At 45.0% G+C, this 17,518-nt stretch carries 16 protein-coding genes and 2 pseudogenes; 12 read left to right on the top strand and 6 right to left on the bottom strand.

The genetic code is table 11. The features are described from left to right. Positions 1-43: 43 nt before the first annotated feature. From ACO05V_RS06210 to ACO05V_RS06200, 3 genes are all read right to left on the bottom strand, one after another. A complete protein-coding gene (locus ACO05V_RS06210) occupies positions 44-547 on the bottom strand; it encodes a hypothetical protein (protein ID WP_421848566.1) in 504 nt (167 codons plus the stop codon). A gap of 272 nt (positions 548-819) precedes the next feature. Next, a complete protein-coding gene (locus tag ACO05V_RS06205; protein WP_421848564.1) occupies positions 820-1,482 on the bottom strand; it encodes a 3'-5' exonuclease in 663 nt (220 codons plus the stop codon). Next, entirely contained in the window at positions 1,483-3,360 is a 1,878-nt protein-coding gene (locus tag ACO05V_RS06200; RefSeq protein ID WP_421848562.1) for a DUF294 nucleotidyltransferase-like domain-containing protein, read from the bottom strand. It abuts the gene before it with no gap. A gap of 363 nt (positions 3,361-3,723) precedes the next feature. On the opposite strand from ACO05V_RS06200, the gene ACO05V_RS06195 reads away from it, so the two are divergent. The 9 genes and pseudogenes from ACO05V_RS06195 to fecE all read left to right on the top strand — a co-directional run bounded on the left by ACO05V_RS06195 (position 3,724) and on the right by fecE (position 12,217). Continuing rightward, positions 3,724-4,740: a TRAP transporter substrate-binding protein gene (locus ACO05V_RS06195; protein ID WP_421848560.1), complete on the top strand. Its 1,017-nt coding sequence runs from the start codon at positions 3,724-3,726 to the stop codon at positions 4,738-4,740. A gap of 85 nt (positions 4,741-4,825) precedes the next feature. Then, positions 4,826-5,383 (top strand): TRAP transporter small permease subunit, encoded by a 558-nt coding sequence (locus ACO05V_RS06190; protein WP_421848558.1) that lies wholly within the window; start codon positions 4,826-4,828, stop codon positions 5,381-5,383. Then, entirely contained in the window at positions 5,376-6,692 is a 1,317-nt protein-coding gene (locus tag ACO05V_RS06185; protein ID WP_421848556.1) for a TRAP transporter large permease, read from the top strand. The genes ACO05V_RS06190 and ACO05V_RS06185 overlap by 8 nt, the downstream gene beginning before the upstream one ends. Positions 6,693-6,778: 86 nt before the next feature. Further along, on the top strand, positions 6,779-7,270 hold the full coding sequence (locus ACO05V_RS06180) for a gluconokinase (RefSeq protein ID WP_421848554.1): 492 nt from the start codon (positions 6,779-6,781) through the stop codon (positions 7,268-7,270). Between the two features lie 138 nt (positions 7,271-7,408). Next, positions 7,409-8,476, top strand: a complete 1,068-nt coding sequence (gntR, locus tag ACO05V_RS06175; protein WP_421848552.1) for a gluconate operon transcriptional repressor GntR — start codon at positions 7,409-7,411, stop codon at positions 8,474-8,476. Between the two features lie 122 nt (positions 8,477-8,598). Then, on the top strand, positions 8,599-9,492 hold the full coding sequence (locus ACO05V_RS06170; RefSeq protein ID WP_421848550.1) for a Fe(3+) dicitrate ABC transporter substrate-binding protein: 894 nt from the start codon (positions 8,599-8,601) through the stop codon (positions 9,490-9,492). After that, a pseudogene (locus ACO05V_RS06165) lies at positions 9,489-10,490 on the top strand (iron chelate uptake ABC transporter family permease subunit). Before ACO05V_RS06170 ends, ACO05V_RS06165 begins: the two are co-directional and overlap by 4 nt. Then, entirely contained in the window at positions 10,490-11,446 is a 957-nt protein-coding gene (gene fecD, locus ACO05V_RS06160; protein WP_421848548.1) for a Fe(3+) dicitrate ABC transporter permease subunit FecD, read from the top strand. The pseudogene ACO05V_RS06165 and the gene fecD overlap by 1 nt, the downstream one beginning before the upstream one ends. A gap of 3 nt (positions 11,447-11,449) precedes the next feature. Beyond that, positions 11,450-12,217, top strand: a complete 768-nt coding sequence (gene fecE / locus ACO05V_RS06155; protein ID WP_421848546.1) for a Fe(3+) dicitrate ABC transporter ATP-binding protein FecE — start codon at positions 11,450-11,452, stop codon at positions 12,215-12,217. A 46-nt stretch (positions 12,218-12,263) separates the two neighbouring features. Here fecE and ACO05V_RS06150 read toward each other — a convergent pair whose 3' ends face one another. From ACO05V_RS06150 to ACO05V_RS06140, 3 genes are all read right to left on the bottom strand, one after another. Then, a complete protein-coding gene (locus tag ACO05V_RS06150; protein ID WP_421848544.1) occupies positions 12,264-12,818 on the bottom strand; it encodes a cysteine hydrolase family protein in 555 nt (184 codons plus the stop codon). 30 nt (positions 12,819-12,848) lie between these two features. Then, complete coding sequence (locus ACO05V_RS06145; protein ID WP_421848542.1) at positions 12,849-13,208, bottom strand: hypothetical protein; 360 nt, start codon at positions 13,206-13,208, stop codon at positions 12,849-12,851. 89 nt (positions 13,209-13,297) lie between these two features. Further along, a complete protein-coding gene (locus ACO05V_RS06140) occupies positions 13,298-14,191 on the bottom strand; it encodes a LysR family transcriptional regulator (protein WP_421848540.1) in 894 nt (297 codons plus the stop codon). 170 nt (positions 14,192-14,361) lie between these two features. Between ACO05V_RS06140 and ACO05V_RS06135 the strand changes: the two are divergent. From ACO05V_RS06135 to ACO05V_RS06125, 3 genes and pseudogenes are all read left to right on the top strand, one after another. Beyond that, a pseudogene (locus tag ACO05V_RS06135) lies at positions 14,362-14,685 on the top strand (type 1 glutamine amidotransferase domain-containing protein); the annotation flags it as partial. 87 nt (positions 14,686-14,772) lie between these two features. Then, positions 14,773-15,924 (top strand): DUF6538 domain-containing protein, encoded by a 1,152-nt coding sequence (locus ACO05V_RS06130; protein WP_421848538.1) that lies wholly within the window; start codon positions 14,773-14,775, stop codon positions 15,922-15,924. A 278-nt stretch (positions 15,925-16,202) separates the two neighbouring features. After that, a complete protein-coding gene (locus ACO05V_RS06125) occupies positions 16,203-16,559 on the top strand; it encodes a hypothetical protein (protein ID WP_421848536.1) in 357 nt (118 codons plus the stop codon). The last annotated feature ends 959 nt before the right edge of the window (positions 16,560-17,518 follow it).

Raw genomic sequence — 17,518 nt, 5'->3', positions numbered from 1 at the left:
AAAGTCGACTCGAGCAAAAAGCGGATAAGCATTAAACGTATTGTTATGCAGATACTAATTCCGCGCGCATTAATTTAACCAACTCTTCGTAACTTCTATAAAACTTATCATACGCTTCTTTTTCAGGTTTTTTATACTTAAGCGTCGGATCTGGAGATTGAAGCATAATATAGCTCTGATCTCCGATTTTTTGGGGTGCTGGAAAGGCTTTGAAATATAGAGATATCCAATCTTGAAACAATTCAGCCACGTAAAAACATTGTTTAACAATTTCATCTGAAGCAATAAGATTAATTTCAGCAGTCAACTTACTAAACGACTCTGTTAAATTGTCGTTTTTATAGCTTTTAGTGCATTTGATCGCACTTTCATATAGCTCATGCACCCTAACATATAGGGTCTTTTTCTCGTTGAATTTTGCGTCTGCCATTGCCTGTTGACGCGATATTTCACTTGTCTTATGTGTTAATCTCCACATTGTTAATGCAGAAATAAACGCGAATAAACCAGCGACTATAGCTGCTATTACTGCTACATACTCTTTCATGATCCCCCTTTACTGCTTAACATTTTATTAATGCGAATACGTGTTTGGACATCTTTAATACGACATATTCACCATGTTCTATATTTCTTTTAAAACTAATTAAGATAATTCGCAAGCCTAGCCTATCACTAAAAAAGTTAGATTCCCTAAACGCCATTTATATTAAAAGACTTCATAGTTAACAACCAGCACAAATGCCACTAAACCATAATTATTGTCGATGACCATAAGCCCTTGATTCCCGCCTTCGCTGAAAAGACGTATTCAAACAACTACCGCGTCGTCAACCTAACTCTTCCGCCACCCATTTGGTTTAGGTCGTGTAGTCGGCAATCTTTGCCCTGATAAGCAATTTGAGCGAGCAGTAGTTCAGTGGTGGCTAGGGCGTCGGTTAGTGCGTCGTGTCCTTGGTATTCTGGTAATCCGTAGCGTTCTCGGCAAGCGCCAAGGCGAAAGCCGCCGTCTTGAATAGGTTGTTGGGATCGATTGGCTTTGGTGCGTTCAATCGCTAACGTGTCTAGCCAGCTAGCCGAAAATGTCGGTAAGGCTTCGCTTTGCCAAGCTTGTTTTAAAAAGCCCAGTTCCATTGGCGCGTGATGCATCACCAAGACGCGTTCGCGTAGTAGATGCCGTAAGTAACGCAGTACGCTTTCTTGTTTTTTGCCTTGCTGCTGAACATCCGAGTCGGTAATCATGTGAATGCCAACGCTGTCACCAATTTGTGCACTATCCAACACAATATGCCGCGCGGTATCCAGTTCAATCACACCTTTATGAATGCACACCCAACCAAAGCTGACGATGTGATCTTGTTTTGGATCTAGCCCAGATGTCTCGATATCCAAAACGAGATAATTCCATTCTGACCAAGCACGCTTTACCGATTGCCGAGACAAATTCCACGCACTGAGCTTTTGCATTAACGCAAACGACATCTAGCTGTATCCTCTTAAAAAACGCTGCTGTGCCACGTCTTGCACATCACTGATAATGCTAAAGGTGGTTTTCAGGTGTTTGCGCTCTAAAGGACTTAAGTCTTTTGGGTCCAAATACGCGCTGGCTTTGCCTGTTGCCTGCCAATGGCGACCTTGGGCTTCTAAGCGCAGACCATTTAATTTATCCCATGCATCCATAAGGTTTCGTGCAGTATCGACACTGATGAGCTTTTCGCGAATAGCTTGCTCTATTCTGTCTAAGCTGCCAACTCGATAGGTCTTACATGACAAGCCATACAAGCGCGCTAAATCGTTGATCAAGGCCAAACCTTGGTGCTTAAGGTCAAGCTGGTTTTTATGCTCACCAGAGGACTCCAAAACAAAATGTCGGAAGAAGCCCAGTGGTGGCTTGCTTGCCAACGCGGTACGGGTCAAAGTCGCCAAAAACACGCTATTTTTACTCACCTCCAGCTGCATGGCTTTGATTAGATTATTCACAGCCTCGCCTTGCTTACTCCCTGAATCATACACGCAACGAATGTCGAAAAAGATGCTGGCGTGAAGTAAGGCGCTCGGCGCACTGCTTTTGATCCAAGTGGAAAAGGCTTGTTGCCAGCTAGCGGTTGTTCTGCGCCATTCAGGATTGCTCGCCATGATGTTACCGGGACAAAGACGAATGCCGCAAAGACCTAAACCTTGGCAGATGAACTCGGATAAATCGGCAAAGTACTGGCTTTCTCCAGTCGTTGGTTCGCGTTCTAACATCAGGCCGTTATCTTGATCGCTGCCCAAGGATTGATCGCGTCGTGCTTGCGAACCAAACACTAAAAACTGAAATGCCATCGGCGCAGGGCCAAACTTATCTAGCGCCAGCTCAATCACGCGACGCGTCAGGTTATCGCTCACGGTTGCCAACACTTTGCCCACGTCGGCGGGTTTCATATCGGTCACAATCAGATTCATGATCAAGGTCGGCCATTGTTTGCAAACACGGGCTAAATCTTCGATGGATTGCTGACGGTGAATTTGATTGATCAATAACAAAGGACTGAGTTCTTGATGTCGCAGCAAATCGGCGGCGGTTAACATGCCGACGGCTCTTTGTTGTTCATCAACGATGGGCAAATGGTGAATGTTACTTTCACTCATTAAGGTTTGTGCCTGCATCACCAAGGCATCGGGTTTCAGACTTACTGGATCCCGAGTCATCACGTCTTTTACCAATGAATCCGCCGAGCCACCGAGAGCCAAAATACGCGAGCGTAAATCTCGATCTGTGACGATGCCAGTTAGTTTGTCGTCTTCTACTACCAGAATCGAACTGACTCGTGCTTCGGTCATGCGCATAGCAATGGTCTGAACGCTTTCTTCTGGGGTCGCAAGAATCAGTTGTCGCGTCATAATGTGTGAAACAGGTGTCGATAATTGCAAAGCTGGAGAGGCTAATTCGTTACTTTGGCTGCGGGATAATTTACGTAAGCGATTGTGCTGTGTGTGTTCAAAGAACAATCCGAAGGCTTCGCTCTTTTCCAGCGTTTCCATAAAGCGCGTTTTTTCAAAGCGATACACCAAGCTGTCTTCCATGGCGACCACTTGTAAGCCGTCTGGATTTTGCGCCATGACACTGGACACACCAAAGCATTCGCCGTCGGCAATTTGATCCACCAGCCCGCCTTTGGGAGTGCGAATCTCACACGCGCCACGACGAATCAAATGCACGGTGGCTGCTTCATCTTTTAAGGTCAAGGTTTGCCCCTGCCGCACGTACAGCATAGAGACGCCCGTCAGTAATTGCTTGCGCTCAGGCAAACTTAAGCTCGAAAAGGGAGGAATCGTTTCAATGAACTTATGGACTTCAGGAATGTCTATCGCAGCCATTTTATTATTCTCTTTTTTGCAGACGAAATTTTTACCGACGAAGTTACGTATCAAGAGTGTGCGCTTTTATCTTAGACAACAAAACCACTCTTAGACCAATGTCTAGGGCTTATATTTATCAGAGCGCCTTATTGGAATTTCGACAAAAGGCATCGACCCGCTTTAAACAAGATTTCTATGCATATCAAGCATCTATCATTTACATGCTATTTTTTTGTTATCAAAGGCTTGACTAACCCAAAATGTTATCGGTAACATCAACACCTAGTTACCGGTAACATTTGCCGTAACTAAACACTCTGTTCCTAAAAATCGCTAACAATAAAGCGGTTCTTTCAAAAAAAAATAATGGGAAGCAATACCATGAATAAGTTCACTACCACGTTATTGACTGCCGCTACGGCCGGTATTCTATCGACTTCAGCGATTGCAGCAGATTACAACTTTAAGTTCCAATCTTCTGACCCAGCTGGCGACAAAAACTTCCAAGTTCAAAAAGAATGGACAAAACGCGTCGAAACAATGACTGGTGGCCGAGTTCATATCGACTTGCTTCCTGTTGGCAGTATTTTCAAACACACTGAAACATTAGACGGCATCAAAATGGGCATCTTGGATGGCCAAATTACCGCAACTGAATTCTTCTCTGGTAAAGATCCCGCTTTTGGCCTGATTGGTAACACTGTCGGCGCTTGGTCAAACACTCAGCAACTTCTGCAATACGTTAACTACGGTGGTGGTTATGAACTAATGAACGAACTTTACGCTCCTTACGGCGTGAAATTCATTGGTGGTTCTACCACGGGCGTTGAATCTTTGGTTTCTCGCGTTCCGTTAGACAGCGTTGCCGATTTGAAAGGTCTGAAACTTCGTGCGCCTGAAGGCTTAGTACAACGCGTATTCGCAGCAGCGGGTGCCGCGCCAGTTAACTTACCGGGCTCTGAAGTGTTCACTGGTCTAAGCAAAGGCGTTATCGATGCGGCTGACTACACTGTTTTCTCGACTAACCAGAAAGCTGGCATGAACGACATTGCGACACACCCTGTGCAGCCAGGTTTCCATTCTTTGCCATTGATCGATATTTCAATGAACTTAAAAAAATGGGACAAATTGCCAGCTGACATTCAATCTATCCTAACGGTTTCGGTTCGTGACTTCGCAGAAGACATGACGACGCAACTTCGTATTGCTGACCAAGCGGCAGTAAAAGCTGCAAAAGCAGATCCAAATATCACTATTCACGATTGGTCTGAAGAGGAACGTAAAAAATTCCGTGCCATTGCTCGTACACAGTGGGAAGAGTTCGCGAAAGGTTCTGCCAATGCACAGAAGGTTTACGACTCTATCACGACGTACCTAGAAGCGAACGGTCTTCTTTAAGCTCATCTAGAAGCCTTTTAAACCTGCAAAACAGGCGCACTGCATACCTATTGCATCGGCGCCTGCTTTTCATTGGATCATGATCATGAAAGACGAAATTCATCCACAGACACTAGACAGTTCTGAACAGCCGAGAAACGCCCTAGATCGTGCGATCTATTGGTTCGGCAACCTCATCAGTTTGCTGTTTATCTTTACCGTTGGTATTTCTTTTTACGAAGTTGTGATGCGTTACCTTTTCAACGCACCAACCATTTGGGTTCACGAAACCGCCTCATTTTTAGGTGGCTGTTTGTTCGTTTATGGCGGCATTTATGCCTTGGCCATCAACAAACACGTTCGTGTGGTGCTGATCTACGACATTGTTTCAGACACAACTCGTCGCTGGTTGAATGTTTTTCATCACATTATGGGCCTTATGTTTACCAGTTTACTTAGCTGGGCTGCTTATCAGATGGTTCAGGACTCATGGTTCACACCCTTTGGTGATCTACGTTTAGAAACATCTGGATCCGCTTGGGATCCCGTTTTCCCTGCCTTAGTAAAAGGCATGATTTTCGCCACCTTATGTATCATGTTTGTGCAGTTTTTCTTGCACCTAATACAAGAATTAAATGGTTTAAGGAAACGCAAAGATGTTTGATTTATCCGCTATGGGCATAGGCTACGGCAGCCTACTCATGCTCGGCTCGATGATTTTATTACTGCTAACGGGCATGCAATTAGCCTTTGTTACCGCGTTAGTAGCACTTGTTTTTGCAATCGGTTGGTTTGGCGTTGGCGCTTTGCCGCTGATCACCAGCCGTTTGTACAGCTTCGTTGGCAGCTATGTGTTTCTTGCTGTACCGATGTTTGTTCTCATGGCCGCCTTATTAGATCGATCCGGTATCGCCCGAGATCTGTTTGATGCGATGAAGGTCTTTGGCCGCAAACTGCGCGGCGGTGTTGCTGTACAGACGTTATTGGTTGCTATCGTTTTGGCTTCTATGTCTGGTGTTATCGGTGGCGAAACTGTCCTACTTGGCATCTTGGCTTTGCCGCAAATGCTGCGTCTTGGTTATAACCGTAAATTGGCGATTGGGGTCACTTGTGCCGGTGGCGCATTAGGCACCATGCTACCGCCAAGTATCGTATTGATTATCTACGGCTTAACAGCCAGCGTTTCCATCGGTGACTTATTTAAGGCGGCGTTCTTACCTGCGTTTATTCTTGCCTTCGCTTACATGGCTTACGTGTTGATCATCAGTCGTCTTCACCCAGAATACGCGCCATTGCCTAGCGAAGAAGAGCTGGCAGCGGACAAAGACGTCAACTATTTCAAAGCCCTGCTATTTCCATTACTTACTGTAATGATGGTGTTAGGCAGTATTTACACAGGTGTAGCGTCTGTGACTGAAGCCTCTGCACTAGGTGTTGTCGGCATTATCATTAGTGCAGCGATTCGTGGTGAACTGAATTTCGCCATGCTAAAAGACAGCGCCAAAGCCACCATGAGTACCTGTGGCATGATCATTTGGATCGGTATCGGGGCAACTGCTCTAGTTGGTGTATACAACCTGATGGGCGGTATCTCCTTCGTTGAAGAAACCATTCTTGCCCTAAGCGGTGGCAGCGTGATGGGCACCGTCATGATCATGATGATCATCTTGCTTGTCCTCGGTATGTTCTTAGATTGGGTCGGTGTTGCGCTATTAACCATGCCGATCTTCGTTCCTATCATTACAGGTCTTGGCTTAGATCCTATCTGGTTTGGCGTGGTGTTCTGTTTGAATATGCAGGTATCTTTCTTATCACCTCCGTTTGGTCCTGCGGCGTTCTATCTTAAATCTGTGGCGCCAAAAGACATTAGCCTGGGCGAGATCTTTAGCTCTCTCATGCCTTTCATTGGTTTGCAGGTTCTGGTTCTTGCTTTGGTCATATTCTTCCCTGAGCTGGCCCTTTGGTGGAAATAACCCATTGAGACCATGCCGTTCAACACGGCTTTTTGAACGACACTGCGGCCTTGCTGACAACAGCAAGGCGATAAGGACTTAAGAAGATGACAAAGAAAATTGTAGTATTAGGCGTATCAGGTTCAGGAAAATCTTTGATAGGCAAAAGCATCGCAGACAAACTTGGCTATGCATTTTTTGATGGTGATGACTTCCACAGCCAAGCCAATGTAGACAAAATGCGTCAAGGTACGCCGCTTACTGATGACGACCGCAAGGATTGGTTGGCAACACTCAATACCATCTTGACCGATAATCCAACGGCAGTCATCGCCTGCTCTGGATTAAAACCAGAATATCGCGCCATACTGCGCAACGGTTTAGACGACGTCACCATGATCTACCTAAAAGGCGACATCGATACCATTTGGCAACGTCATCAAAAGCGTGATGGTCATTATTTTAATGGTCGAGAAATGCTAGAAAGCCAGTTTGCCACCTTGGTTGAACCTACAAACGACGAAGCTCTGGTAATCGATATTTCTCAAAGTGCTGACCAAGTCTTAAGTGAAGCGCTAACACTTTTAGCGAATAAATAAATGTATTCAAGCAAGAGACACAACCAAAGAGTTGTGTCTCTTGCTAAATAAGTGAATGCTCACTTTCATGAAGATTCCTACTTTAATTAACACCGGCTTCAATAATACCTACTTTTTGTTTCTAGCCATGAATGGCTTATGATAATGTTACCTGTAACAAAACATGGATACGTCACTGGTATGAAAAACTCCGACAAGAAAAGCCCCAGCGTGAAAAACAAACGCCCAACATTACAAGACGTTGCTGACTTAGTTGGCGTGACAAAAATGACCGTAAGTCGCTTTCTTAGAAATCCAGATCAAGTTTCCGTACCATTACAAACCAAAATCGCCGACGCATTAGAAGATCTAGGTTACATCCCCAACCGAGCACCTGATATTTTATCCAAATCAAAGAGCCACGCGATTGGCGTTCTGCTGCCCTCTTTAACCAACCAAGTATTCGCTGAAGTCATTCGTGGTATTGAATCCGTGGTTGAACCTGCAGGCTACCAAACCATGCTCGCCCACTATGGTTACAGTAAAGAAGCCGAAGAAGCCCGCATTGCCACGCTTTTGTCTTACAGTGTGGATGGTTTAATTATTTCCGAAAGCTATCACACCGAACGTGTGAGAAAGATGCTTGCCGTCGCTGGCATTCCGGTTATCGAAATCATGGATTCTGTTTCGCCGCCAATCGAACAAGCCATCGGCATAGACAACGAAGCGGCCGCTTATGCAATGACAGATTTTATGATCAAACGAGGCCGACAAAAGATTGTCTATTTTGCGGCGCGAATGGACCAACGGACTCTGTTTAAAATTAAGGGTTACGAAACCGCTATGCTCGACAATGGCTTAACGCCTTTGTGTCTAAAAACCAATAGCGCGTCTTCCTTCACGCTTGGTGCGACTTTCCTACACGATGCCCTGCAGCAGCAACCCGACACCGACGGCATATTTTGCACCAACGATGACTTGGCAATCGGTGCGCTGTACGCATGCCAAAAAGCCGGCATAAAAGTCCCACAAGATATCAGTATCGCAGGCTTTCACGGTCACGACATTTCTCGCGCTATGGTGCCTAGACTGGCAACGGTCATCACGCCTCGTGAAGAAATGGGCCGACTTGCTGCCGAACATTTACTGTCTCGCTTACAAGGCAATCCTGTTTCGCAAAGAGTCATAGATTTACCCTTCAAGATAGAAGCGGGCGAAAGTATCTAGCAATTACATTTCAACAGACTAAAAACTTAAAGATTAGAAAGTTAAGAGATTCGAAAAAACTTCAAATATAACTGAGAAGTGTTATCATTACCGTGTTTTTTTAATCTTTCTAAGGTCGCACCATGAAGCTCTTTTTGTCGATTGCCCTCTCGATTCTATCCATTTGTTTTTGCTCACTTTCCCAAGCAGTGACCGTCCAAGACAGCAAAGGTACGTTTACCCTAGATTACGTCCCGAAACGCATCGTGGTATTGGAGCTTTCCTTTGTAGATGCATTAGCTGCCGTTGGCGTCAGCCCTGTTGGCATTGCCGACGACAAAGATTCAGAGCGAGTGCTAAAAGAAATCCGTGATGAAATTGGCGATTGGACGTCGGTCGGCACTCGTGCTCAGCCTAGCCTTGAAACTATTGCTGCCCTAAAACCTGATTTGATCATTGCCGACATTTCTCGCCACGAAGGGGTTTATGCCGATTTGCAAAAAATCGCTCCGACCTTGATTCTGCCTTCCAAGCGGGCCACTTATGAAGAAAACCTTCACGCCACCGCCATCATTGGCAAAGCCATTGGCAAAGATAAAGAAATGCAAGCACGCTTGAAAAAGCATGATGAAGTAATGGCCGAACTTGCGACCCAATTACCAAAAGGCAAAGAGGTTCAATTTGGCGTTGCCCGTGATGACGCGCTATTTTTGCATACTGCCGATTCTTATGCTGGTGGCGTGATTCGTGCTTTAGGGTTAAACAATGCCAACACGGGCCGCAACGATAATGCGTATCGTCAAACCAGCTTAGAGCAACTTATTGCCGTCAACCCTGATTACTTTATTGTCGGCAACTACGTCACGCCTAGCATTGTTGATAAATGGAAGAACGAACCTTTATGGGCCGTACTCAAAGCGGTAAGAAATAAACACATCTATTCGGTCAACCCAAATACTTGGTCACGTTGTCGCGGCATTATTTCCGCAGAAACCATGGGGAAAGACCTCGTAAAAGTCTTTAATGCCCAAAAATGACCCGATCCAAAATTCCTTTCGTAGGACAGTGCCTTTTACTGCTCCTGCTGCTCTTGGTGCTCACATGGATCAGCTTATTTAGTTGGTCGGTGATTCCTGTTACACCAACGGATGCGATTCAAGCCTTGTACAATATGGATCAGGAAAGCATTGCTCAGCATATTGTCCACGATTTACGGTTACCAAGGGTTCTTATTGGCTTAATGGTAGGAGCTAACCTCGCCGCCGCTGGTGTTATCATGCAAGGCTTGACACAAAACCCTCTCGCCTCACCTTCTGTTTTAGGCATTAATGCTGGCGCGGCGCTTGGCATGGCAACGGTTTCCACTATCGCACCATGGTTTGGTCTACTTGGTTCTTCCGTAGCGGCCATTATTGGCGGTGGCATTGCGTGGGCGGTGGTCATGTTATTGGGCAATGCTTGGCGAAGTGGCAATGAACATGGTCGATTGGTATTGGCTGGCGTTGCTATTTCAGCACTGTGTGCGGCCTTAACCAAAGCCGTCATTATTATCGCGGAAGATCAAGCCGCTGGCGTACTGACTTGGCTCGCAGGTAGTTTGGCTGATGCCAGATGGCAAACCTTTGATTCATTCTGACCAGTTTGCGTGATTGGTTTATTGGGCGCCATGGTGATTGCTCCCTCACTGAATCTATTGCAACTTGGCGACGACAACGCGCGAAACCTCGGTGTCTCGCTTATGTGGGTAAAATTAGGCGGCAGCTTTTTAGTTTTATTGCTGGTCGGTAGCGCCATCAGCAGCGTTGGGGCGATTGGCTTTGTTGGGTTATTGGTTCCACATATGGCAAAAATGCTCACAGGGCAAGATCACAGAAAATTCTTACCTATTGCCATGATGCTGGGCGCTGGCTTGGTCATCTTATCGGATACCGTCAGTCGAGGTATTATTTATCCGGCGGAAACACCCGCAGGCGCGATCTTAGCTTTAATTGGCGCGCCGTTTTTCATCTACCTCGTACGCAAGAGAACCTTATAATGGCTATTCGTTCTTTGCCTATTTTAATGCTTGCCTTGCTAGGATTACTGGCTGCTAATCTGATGTTTGGCGCAGTTTCTATCCCGCTTAAAGACATCTTAGATGGCCTTCAAGTCGGCAACGAAAATTACTTCACCATTCACGAATACCGCTTACCTCGTACTATTCTTGCTATGTTAGTTGGCGCCATGATGGCGCTGGCTGGTGCCTTGGTACAAGGCGTGATTCGCAATCCATTGGCATCGCCAGATGTCCTTGGGGTTAGTCATGGCGCAGGATTGGCTGCCGTATTTTATATGACGTTTTTTCCCAATGCGGATATTAGCTGGTTACCAGCCGTTGCTTTGATGGGCAGCTTAATTGCCGCCTTAATGTTATGGTGGCTATGCGGTCAGCATAGCAGCACCATTAAACTGGCGATAACCGGTGTGGCATTGGCCGCTTTGTATGCCAGCGCCATTGATTTTCTAATGCTGGTGAAGCCACTGGAAATCAACAACGCCCTTTTATGGCTAACGGGTAGTTTATGGGGGAGAGGTTGGAATCAACTTTCTATCTTATTGCCTTGGCTATTGCTTATTCCCTTTGCGTTTTGGCTGGCCAAACCTCTGAACCTGATTCATCTTGGCGACGACAGTGCCATTAGCCTTGGCATCAAGGCCAACAAATTACGCTTAATCTCTTTGGCTATTGCCGTTGGGTTAACCGCTTCTTGTGTGGCGATTTGCGGTCCTATCGGATTTTTAGGGTTGGTGGCTCCGCATTTGACTCGTAAATTGGTCGGTGGTCGACATCAGATTCTCTTACCTTCCACCATGTTGGTTGGCGCTATTTTGTTATTGGTTGCAGACCTTGTGGCGCGCACCATTGATCCACCCATTGAATTACCCGCCGGCATTATGACCGCCATTATTGGTGCGCCGTATTTTCTTTGGCTACTCCTTAGGACGAAATGATTTATGTCTCTTAGCACTCATAACTTATCTGTTGGTTATCATGATAAAGCCATCGTAAAACAGGTAGACCTAACCATTCCTGAAGGAAAAATCATCGCTTTACTCGGTCCAAACGGCTGTGGCAAATCCACATTGCTAAAAGCCATGGCGCGTATTCTTTCACCTATGGAAGGCCAGGTGCACTGGCAAGGTAAAAACCTTCATAGCATTGCATCCAAAAAGCTTGCCCAGCAATTGGCTTTATTGCCACAAACCCAGCCGATTCCAGAAGGTATCAAGGTAAAAGATTTGGTCGCCTATGGACGTAGTCCTTACACTGGTTTTTGGGGGCGAATCAATAAAGACGATCAGAAAATAATCGATACGGTAATGCAAGAAACAGGAATAACCGAACTGGCCGACCAGCTCGTCAGCGAGCTCTCTGGTGGCCAACGCCAGCGTGTTTGGTTAGCCATGACGCTGGCGCAAGATACACCGTATTTGTTGCTAGACGAGCCAACTACTTATATGGATTTAAGCCATCAAGTGGAGCTAATGCATTTATTGCGAAAATTGAATCTGCAAGGCAAAACTATTATTACGGTTCTGCATGACATCAACCAAGCGGCGCGATACTGCGATTATTTGATCGTGATGAAGCAAGGGGAAATCATGATGCAAGGTGCGCCTGAATCGGTTCTTACCCAAAAATTACTGAAGAACGTTTTTTCATTGAACGCACAAATTCACCAAGACCCAATCGCCAAAACACCAATGTGCGTGGTGGAATAATAAAAAAGACGAATCACCCAACGAGGTATGCTTTTTTGCCAGCTATTTATAGCAGGAGTGCAAAGGCTTCATCTTGGCTAATGACTGTGGCGTATTCACCATGCAAATTAGCCAGTGACATAGCGTGCACTTCATCTGCACTGCGCGATTGGCCAAAGAAGTCATCTTTCTCAAACGCAAAACAAGCACTGTCCACCACATAGCTTGTAAAGCCTAAGTTGCCCGCACTTCTCACGGTGGATTCCACTGAATTATTCGTGCTGACGCCAACGACGACCAAAGTTTGCAGATCTTGCTCTCGTAACCAGACCTCTAGGTCAGAATAGATAAAAGCATCTGGTACTGATTTTTCAATGATTTTTTCATCGGCTAAGGGCTGAAAAGCATCTTGAAAAAGAACACCTTCTTGGTCTGGCCAAAACAAAGACTCAGGCTCTGTCGACAAATGACGCACATGAACAATTGGCGCATGATTGGCTCGCCAATGAGCCAATAATTCAGCGATTTCATGTTCAGCATTGGGATTATTACGCTGACCCGCTTGCGGCCAAGACATGCATTGCTGCATATCAATGATCATCAACACAATCGGCTTAAACATGATTCTTTCCTTTGCTTAAAGCATTTGTAATTAGGCGTCTTTATTTTGCTGCTCGATAACTTTTTCATCTTCTCGATTTTCGAGAGCCAATAATCGCTTTTGCTGATTACGCAGTTTAAAGAAGAAAACCACCAGCGCCATACATAACAGAAAGGTTAGGTTACCAAGAAAATTCACCCGATATTCTAATGACTTAACGTGGGCCATTTTTGTAGAAAGTGATTGGTAATCACCTAAAGACGCAGTGGACAATTGCAGAATTGCCACACTTCGCTCAAGTTCAAATACGGTTTGAGCTAGCTTTTTCTGATCATCCGAAACCTTATCGGCGGCCATAGAAAACGATACGAAGCTTCCAAGAATCAGGCACAACAGCAATCGATATAACATAAATAGTCCCTAAAATAGTGTCAAATTGATATCCGCATAATAACGGCATCCCAGCCCTAATAGCCAGAGTTCTTCAAAACAAGCATTCATCAAAACCGAGCAAAAGATGTTTTCAGAAAATCCAGCAGTAAGCGTAACTTTTTAGACTCGGCGGTTCCTGGCGGAAAGACGGCATAAACATCAATTCCGGTACATTTATAATCTGGCAAAATTCGCTCTAAACTGCCATTCGCAATCCGCGGACGAGCGTCGTACATTGGAATTCGGCCAATACCATTGCCGCCTTCTAAGAAAATGGTTCTTGCTGCCGCATTGTTGGTACTCACCGCGCCACGCACAGACAAACTAAAGGACTTATCACCTTGGCTAAGATGCACGGTATTTGCTGCGGGCGTATAGACCACCCAATCATGGTCATAAAGTTCCTCAGGTTGAGTTGGTCGGCCGCGACGACGAAAATATTCTGGTGATCCACACAAGCAAGTCTCGAAGGTCTTTAACTTACTGGCTTGCAAACCAGAATCTAATAACGGCGCACCGCGAATTGCCAGATCAACACCGTCTTTGATGATATTAACCACTTCATCGCTTAGGGAAACATTCAATTCGATTAAAGGGTAAAGTCGGCGAAATTCATTCAGCGCCGGCACAATCACCTGCAACCCCAAATTCACCGGACAAGATATCTTCAATTTCCCTTCTGGCTCTTGCTTGGCTTTTTCTATCTGTAAGTTCGCTTCATGAGCCTGAAACGCAATGGCTCGGCAACGTTGGTAATAGGCTTCGCCTGTTTCGGTCAATGACAAGGATCGAGTGGTACGATTCAGCAGTTTTACACCAAGCTGCTCTTCTAGCTTTTTCAAGTGATAACTCACCACACCACGGGAAATCCCCATGAATTTGGCGGCGGCCGTTAAACTGCCTTGCTCCACCACTTGGGCAAACACCACCATACTTTTTAACTGCTCAAAGGAGACTTCCATCGCGACGACTCTTTTATAAAGATGAATAGAAACAGATTCAATTGTATCAATTATTAAACTAATGAAGTCAAAAACCTCCCCATTATGCTGATTAGATTAATTAGATAGACTAATCACAAGTTATTTAAACAACTCATTCAAACATTTAGGATTCTCTTATGAACAGTCTTATGAGCAGCAAAAAAATTCTAGTCGTTCTAACATCCCATTCAGATTTGGGCGATACAGGACACAAAACGGGCTTTTGGGTGGAAGAATTCGCCGCACCTTATTACGCTTTTCTTGACGCTGGCGCCGAAGTCACTGTTGCTACGCCAAAAGGCGGACAAGCTCCCATAGATCCAAACAGCACAGCGCCAGATGCACAAACCGAAGCAACCGAACGCTTCTATAAAGATCAAGCGGCACAAGACGTGATCACCAACACTGTAAAATTGAGCGACATGAAACAAGATGACTTTGACGCCATCTTCTACCCAGGTGGCCACGGCCCCACCGGCAGCGCCAACCCAACCTCAGGAATCCCCTGAGACCCTCGTGATACATGCATTTCCATCAATTGTTCTTGTGGGGTGTGTACCATGGTTGTAAACCAATCTAGTTATCTTTTCCTTCGTAATAATACATATTACTTTTCCCGTCGTATTCCTTTGGATATGAGAAATCTCTATGGTTCTAAACGAATCGTTAAAAGCCTTAAAACTCGATCCAAACGTGTCGCTCTGCGTAGCTCAACTCAAATTAGCTTCCAGCTTGAAACCTATTGGAGTTCCATTCGTGTTGAGCAGATTACCCAAGGTCTTGTCAGTGCTCCTGTAACTAAAACCAACTCATTACTATCAGGTTGTGGCTATGACTTGCTTGACGCTAGAGATAATTATCTAAAGCTTAAAGGCGAGGGTAAAGACCATGTCTTTGAGCGCACTGTCGATCGTAATGTGAACTACTTTATTGAAGCAGTTGGTAATAGAGACTTGAGTGATTACACGTCCATTGATGGGGCTAAGTTCAGAGACTTCCTCTTAGACAAGGGGCTAGTTGTAAGCTCAATAAAGCGTATCTTCTCATCCTTAGGGCCAATCATAAAGTTAATGATCCAAGAGCATGGGCTGAAAGCTATAAGCCCCTTAGTTGGAACCTATATGCCTTCAGGTAGCAAGAAAGATAAAAGACAGCCAATACCAATCCAAACAATCAAAAGCATTCAATCTGTCTGTATGGATATGAATGATGATCTAAGGTGGGTTATTGCTCTGGTCAGTGATACTGGAATGAGATTAGCAGAAGTGTGTGGTCTTGAAAGAAATGATGTGGTGTTAGATGCGCCAATACCACACATAACATTGCAGCCAAACAGTGCCAGAAGGCTCAAAACAGAATCAAGTGAGCGGAAGATACCATTAGTTGGGGCTTCCTTGTGGGCAGCTACTCAGGCTTTTGAGCTGCTTAGTGGAGCAGATGAAAAGTATCTATTTCCTAGGTATACCAAGGGTGGAAAGTGCAATGCTAATTCAGCAAGTTCAGCTTTAAATAGATGGATGAAACCATATGTTGAGGATGGGTGTGTAATACATTCATTCAGACACAGTATGCGTGACAGACTTCGAGCAGTTGAGTGTCCCTCAGATATTGTTGATCAAATTGGTGGCTGGAGTCGCTCAAGTGTAGGTCAGAACTACGGTGCAGGATACCAACTTCCTGTGTTGCATAAGTGGCTTCAAATGATTGAATAGGGGAAAGTTGTTGTCAATTTAACTGTTTTAGCCTCCTAAGTTTGCTAAAGGTCATTTTAGAATGATAGTAGCGTTAAGTCTCATCCTTGCCTGTGTTGCAAGGCTATTTATGCGCGTGTCTGAGAGGCACTGTGAAGGATTTTTAATGAGCATTAGATGTTTATTATAACAACATCTATTTGTATTGATAAAAGCCAAACTAAAATAGGTTGTGTTCATGTAAGTTAGAGAGTATAAAAATGTTATCGATAAGATAAGAATGAACCTAGGACTAAGAAATGGAATTTACTACAAGTTCAAAAACTAAACTGTTAACCGTAATATCTCTTACTGTATTAGTAGCAAGCTGTGCAAATAGGCCAGAATCTATTGCAGCCTCTTACACTTCGCATGAAAGATATATGGACTCAGATTGTGCGCAACTAGCGTCAACAATGGCCAATGCGAGAGCTGAACTTGCTGAACATTCTGATAAGCAAGATACGGCAGCCAACATAGATGCTGGTGGAGTCTTCTTAATTTTAATACCACCATCTGCATTTGCAGGAGATAGTGAAGCCGACGTGGCAGAATGGAAAGGGAAAGTTGAGGCTATTGAAACTGCCCAAATTAAGAAAAAGTGCGTAAGTAATTAGCTGTTTAAAGTCTGAGTTTACTTGGAATAAATCAAGTAACCTCAGACTAAATGCTGATAATTCTACAATTGTCAGATTCAAAAGACTGTCCTGTGGCGCAAGAACGACATAGATATATGATTGATGCTCAGTCAACCCAACAATATATTGTCAGCCATAATCTGGATAATCCACTTTAAGCCTCGCCTTGCCAACCAAAGTAGCATTATTCCGTAAGCTCCATAGCTTCCTGAAGTGCAAAAATGGTTCAATAAGGCGAACTAGTGTGGGTTGTTAATAGCAATAGTTGGCAGGGAAGTTTGGGATACACACCCCACAAGAACAATTGATGGAAATGCATGTATCACGAGGGTCTCAGGGGATTCCTGAGGTTGGGTTGGCGCTGCCGGTGGGCAATCCCTCAAGTCCGATACCTAATGGAAGAGCCAGAAGCCCCTAAATACAAGCAAGTTTAACTATATCAGTGACTCTCAAGCTGATCAAGAGGATCATTTTGGTTCACACCTGTGGTTTACAGGTCTGTCAAACACCTAATCCCATAGCCTCTCACAACCACCTCACTCCAGTGATAACTACATGACTTCACACACGGCAAGACCCACTAACCGTCAACACATTCAGCGTGTCCTAATGGGCCAGTACAGAGGCTGTTTAAGCTTAATTGATGGCATAACCGACAGGCTATATATGGGTCTCAGATGGTCCAGTAGGACTCGAGGGATGGGTTCATTCTTACTGTGCCTAACCTATTGATAAACCTAGAGATTATGATGGACCATGTGAGGGCCTATAAGCACCCTAAGGGGTTAATTTATATCACCAATACACAGGCTTAGGTTGGTATTTTAGTGTCCTCAGGGAGCTTGTATGGAGGCCTCAGCGGTGGTTCTGATGGTGGTTATTCCGTGTCTAGCCCTTTGGTATTTGCAGTGCTGTTTGGTGGATCTGGGGGTGTAGCT

Source organism: Marinomonas sp. (genome assembly GCF_965225885.1).
Taxonomy (GTDB): Bacteria; Pseudomonadota; Gammaproteobacteria; order Pseudomonadales; family Marinomonadaceae; genus Marinomonas.
This window is presented reverse-complemented; position numbering and strand designations above follow the sequence as displayed.

Coding starts and splice junctions, on each gene's coding strand:
- ACO05V_RS06210 (WP_421848566.1), bottom strand. CDS start 547: ATGAAAGAGTATGTAGCAGTAATAGCAGCTATAGTCGCTGGTTTATTC.
- ACO05V_RS06205 (WP_421848564.1), bottom strand. CDS start 1,482: ATGTCGTTTGCGTTAATGCAAAAGCTCAGTGCGTGGAATTTGTCTCGG.
- ACO05V_RS06200 (WP_421848562.1), bottom strand. CDS start 3,360: ATGGCTGCGATAGACATTCCTGAAGTCCATAAGTTCATTGAAACGATT.
- ACO05V_RS06195 (WP_421848560.1), top strand. CDS start 3,724: ATGAATAAGTTCACTACCACGTTATTGACTGCCGCTACGGCCGGTATT.
- ACO05V_RS06190 (WP_421848558.1), top strand. CDS start 4,826: ATGAAAGACGAAATTCATCCACAGACACTAGACAGTTCTGAACAGCCG.
- ACO05V_RS06185 (WP_421848556.1), top strand. CDS start 5,376: ATGTTTGATTTATCCGCTATGGGCATAGGCTACGGCAGCCTACTCATG.
- ACO05V_RS06180 (WP_421848554.1), top strand. CDS start 6,779: ATGACAAAGAAAATTGTAGTATTAGGCGTATCAGGTTCAGGAAAATCT.
- gntR (WP_421848552.1), top strand. CDS start 7,409: ATGATAATGTTACCTGTAACAAAACATGGATACGTCACTGGTATGAAA.
- ACO05V_RS06170 (WP_421848550.1), top strand. CDS start 8,599: ATGAAGCTCTTTTTGTCGATTGCCCTCTCGATTCTATCCATTTGTTTT.
- fecD (WP_421848548.1), top strand. CDS start 10,490: ATGGCTATTCGTTCTTTGCCTATTTTAATGCTTGCCTTGCTAGGATTA.
- fecE (WP_421848546.1), top strand. CDS start 11,450: ATGTCTCTTAGCACTCATAACTTATCTGTTGGTTATCATGATAAAGCC.
- ACO05V_RS06150 (WP_421848544.1), bottom strand. CDS start 12,818: ATGTTTAAGCCGATTGTGTTGATGATCATTGATATGCAGCAATGCATG.
- ACO05V_RS06145 (WP_421848542.1), bottom strand. CDS start 13,208: ATGTTATATCGATTGCTGTTGTGCCTGATTCTTGGAAGCTTCGTATCG.
- ACO05V_RS06140 (WP_421848540.1), bottom strand. CDS start 14,191: ATGGAAGTCTCCTTTGAGCAGTTAAAAAGTATGGTGGTGTTTGCCCAA.
- ACO05V_RS06130 (WP_421848538.1), top strand. CDS start 14,773: ATGGTTGTAAACCAATCTAGTTATCTTTTCCTTCGTAATAATACATAT.
- ACO05V_RS06125 (WP_421848536.1), top strand. CDS start 16,203: ATGGAATTTACTACAAGTTCAAAAACTAAACTGTTAACCGTAATATCT.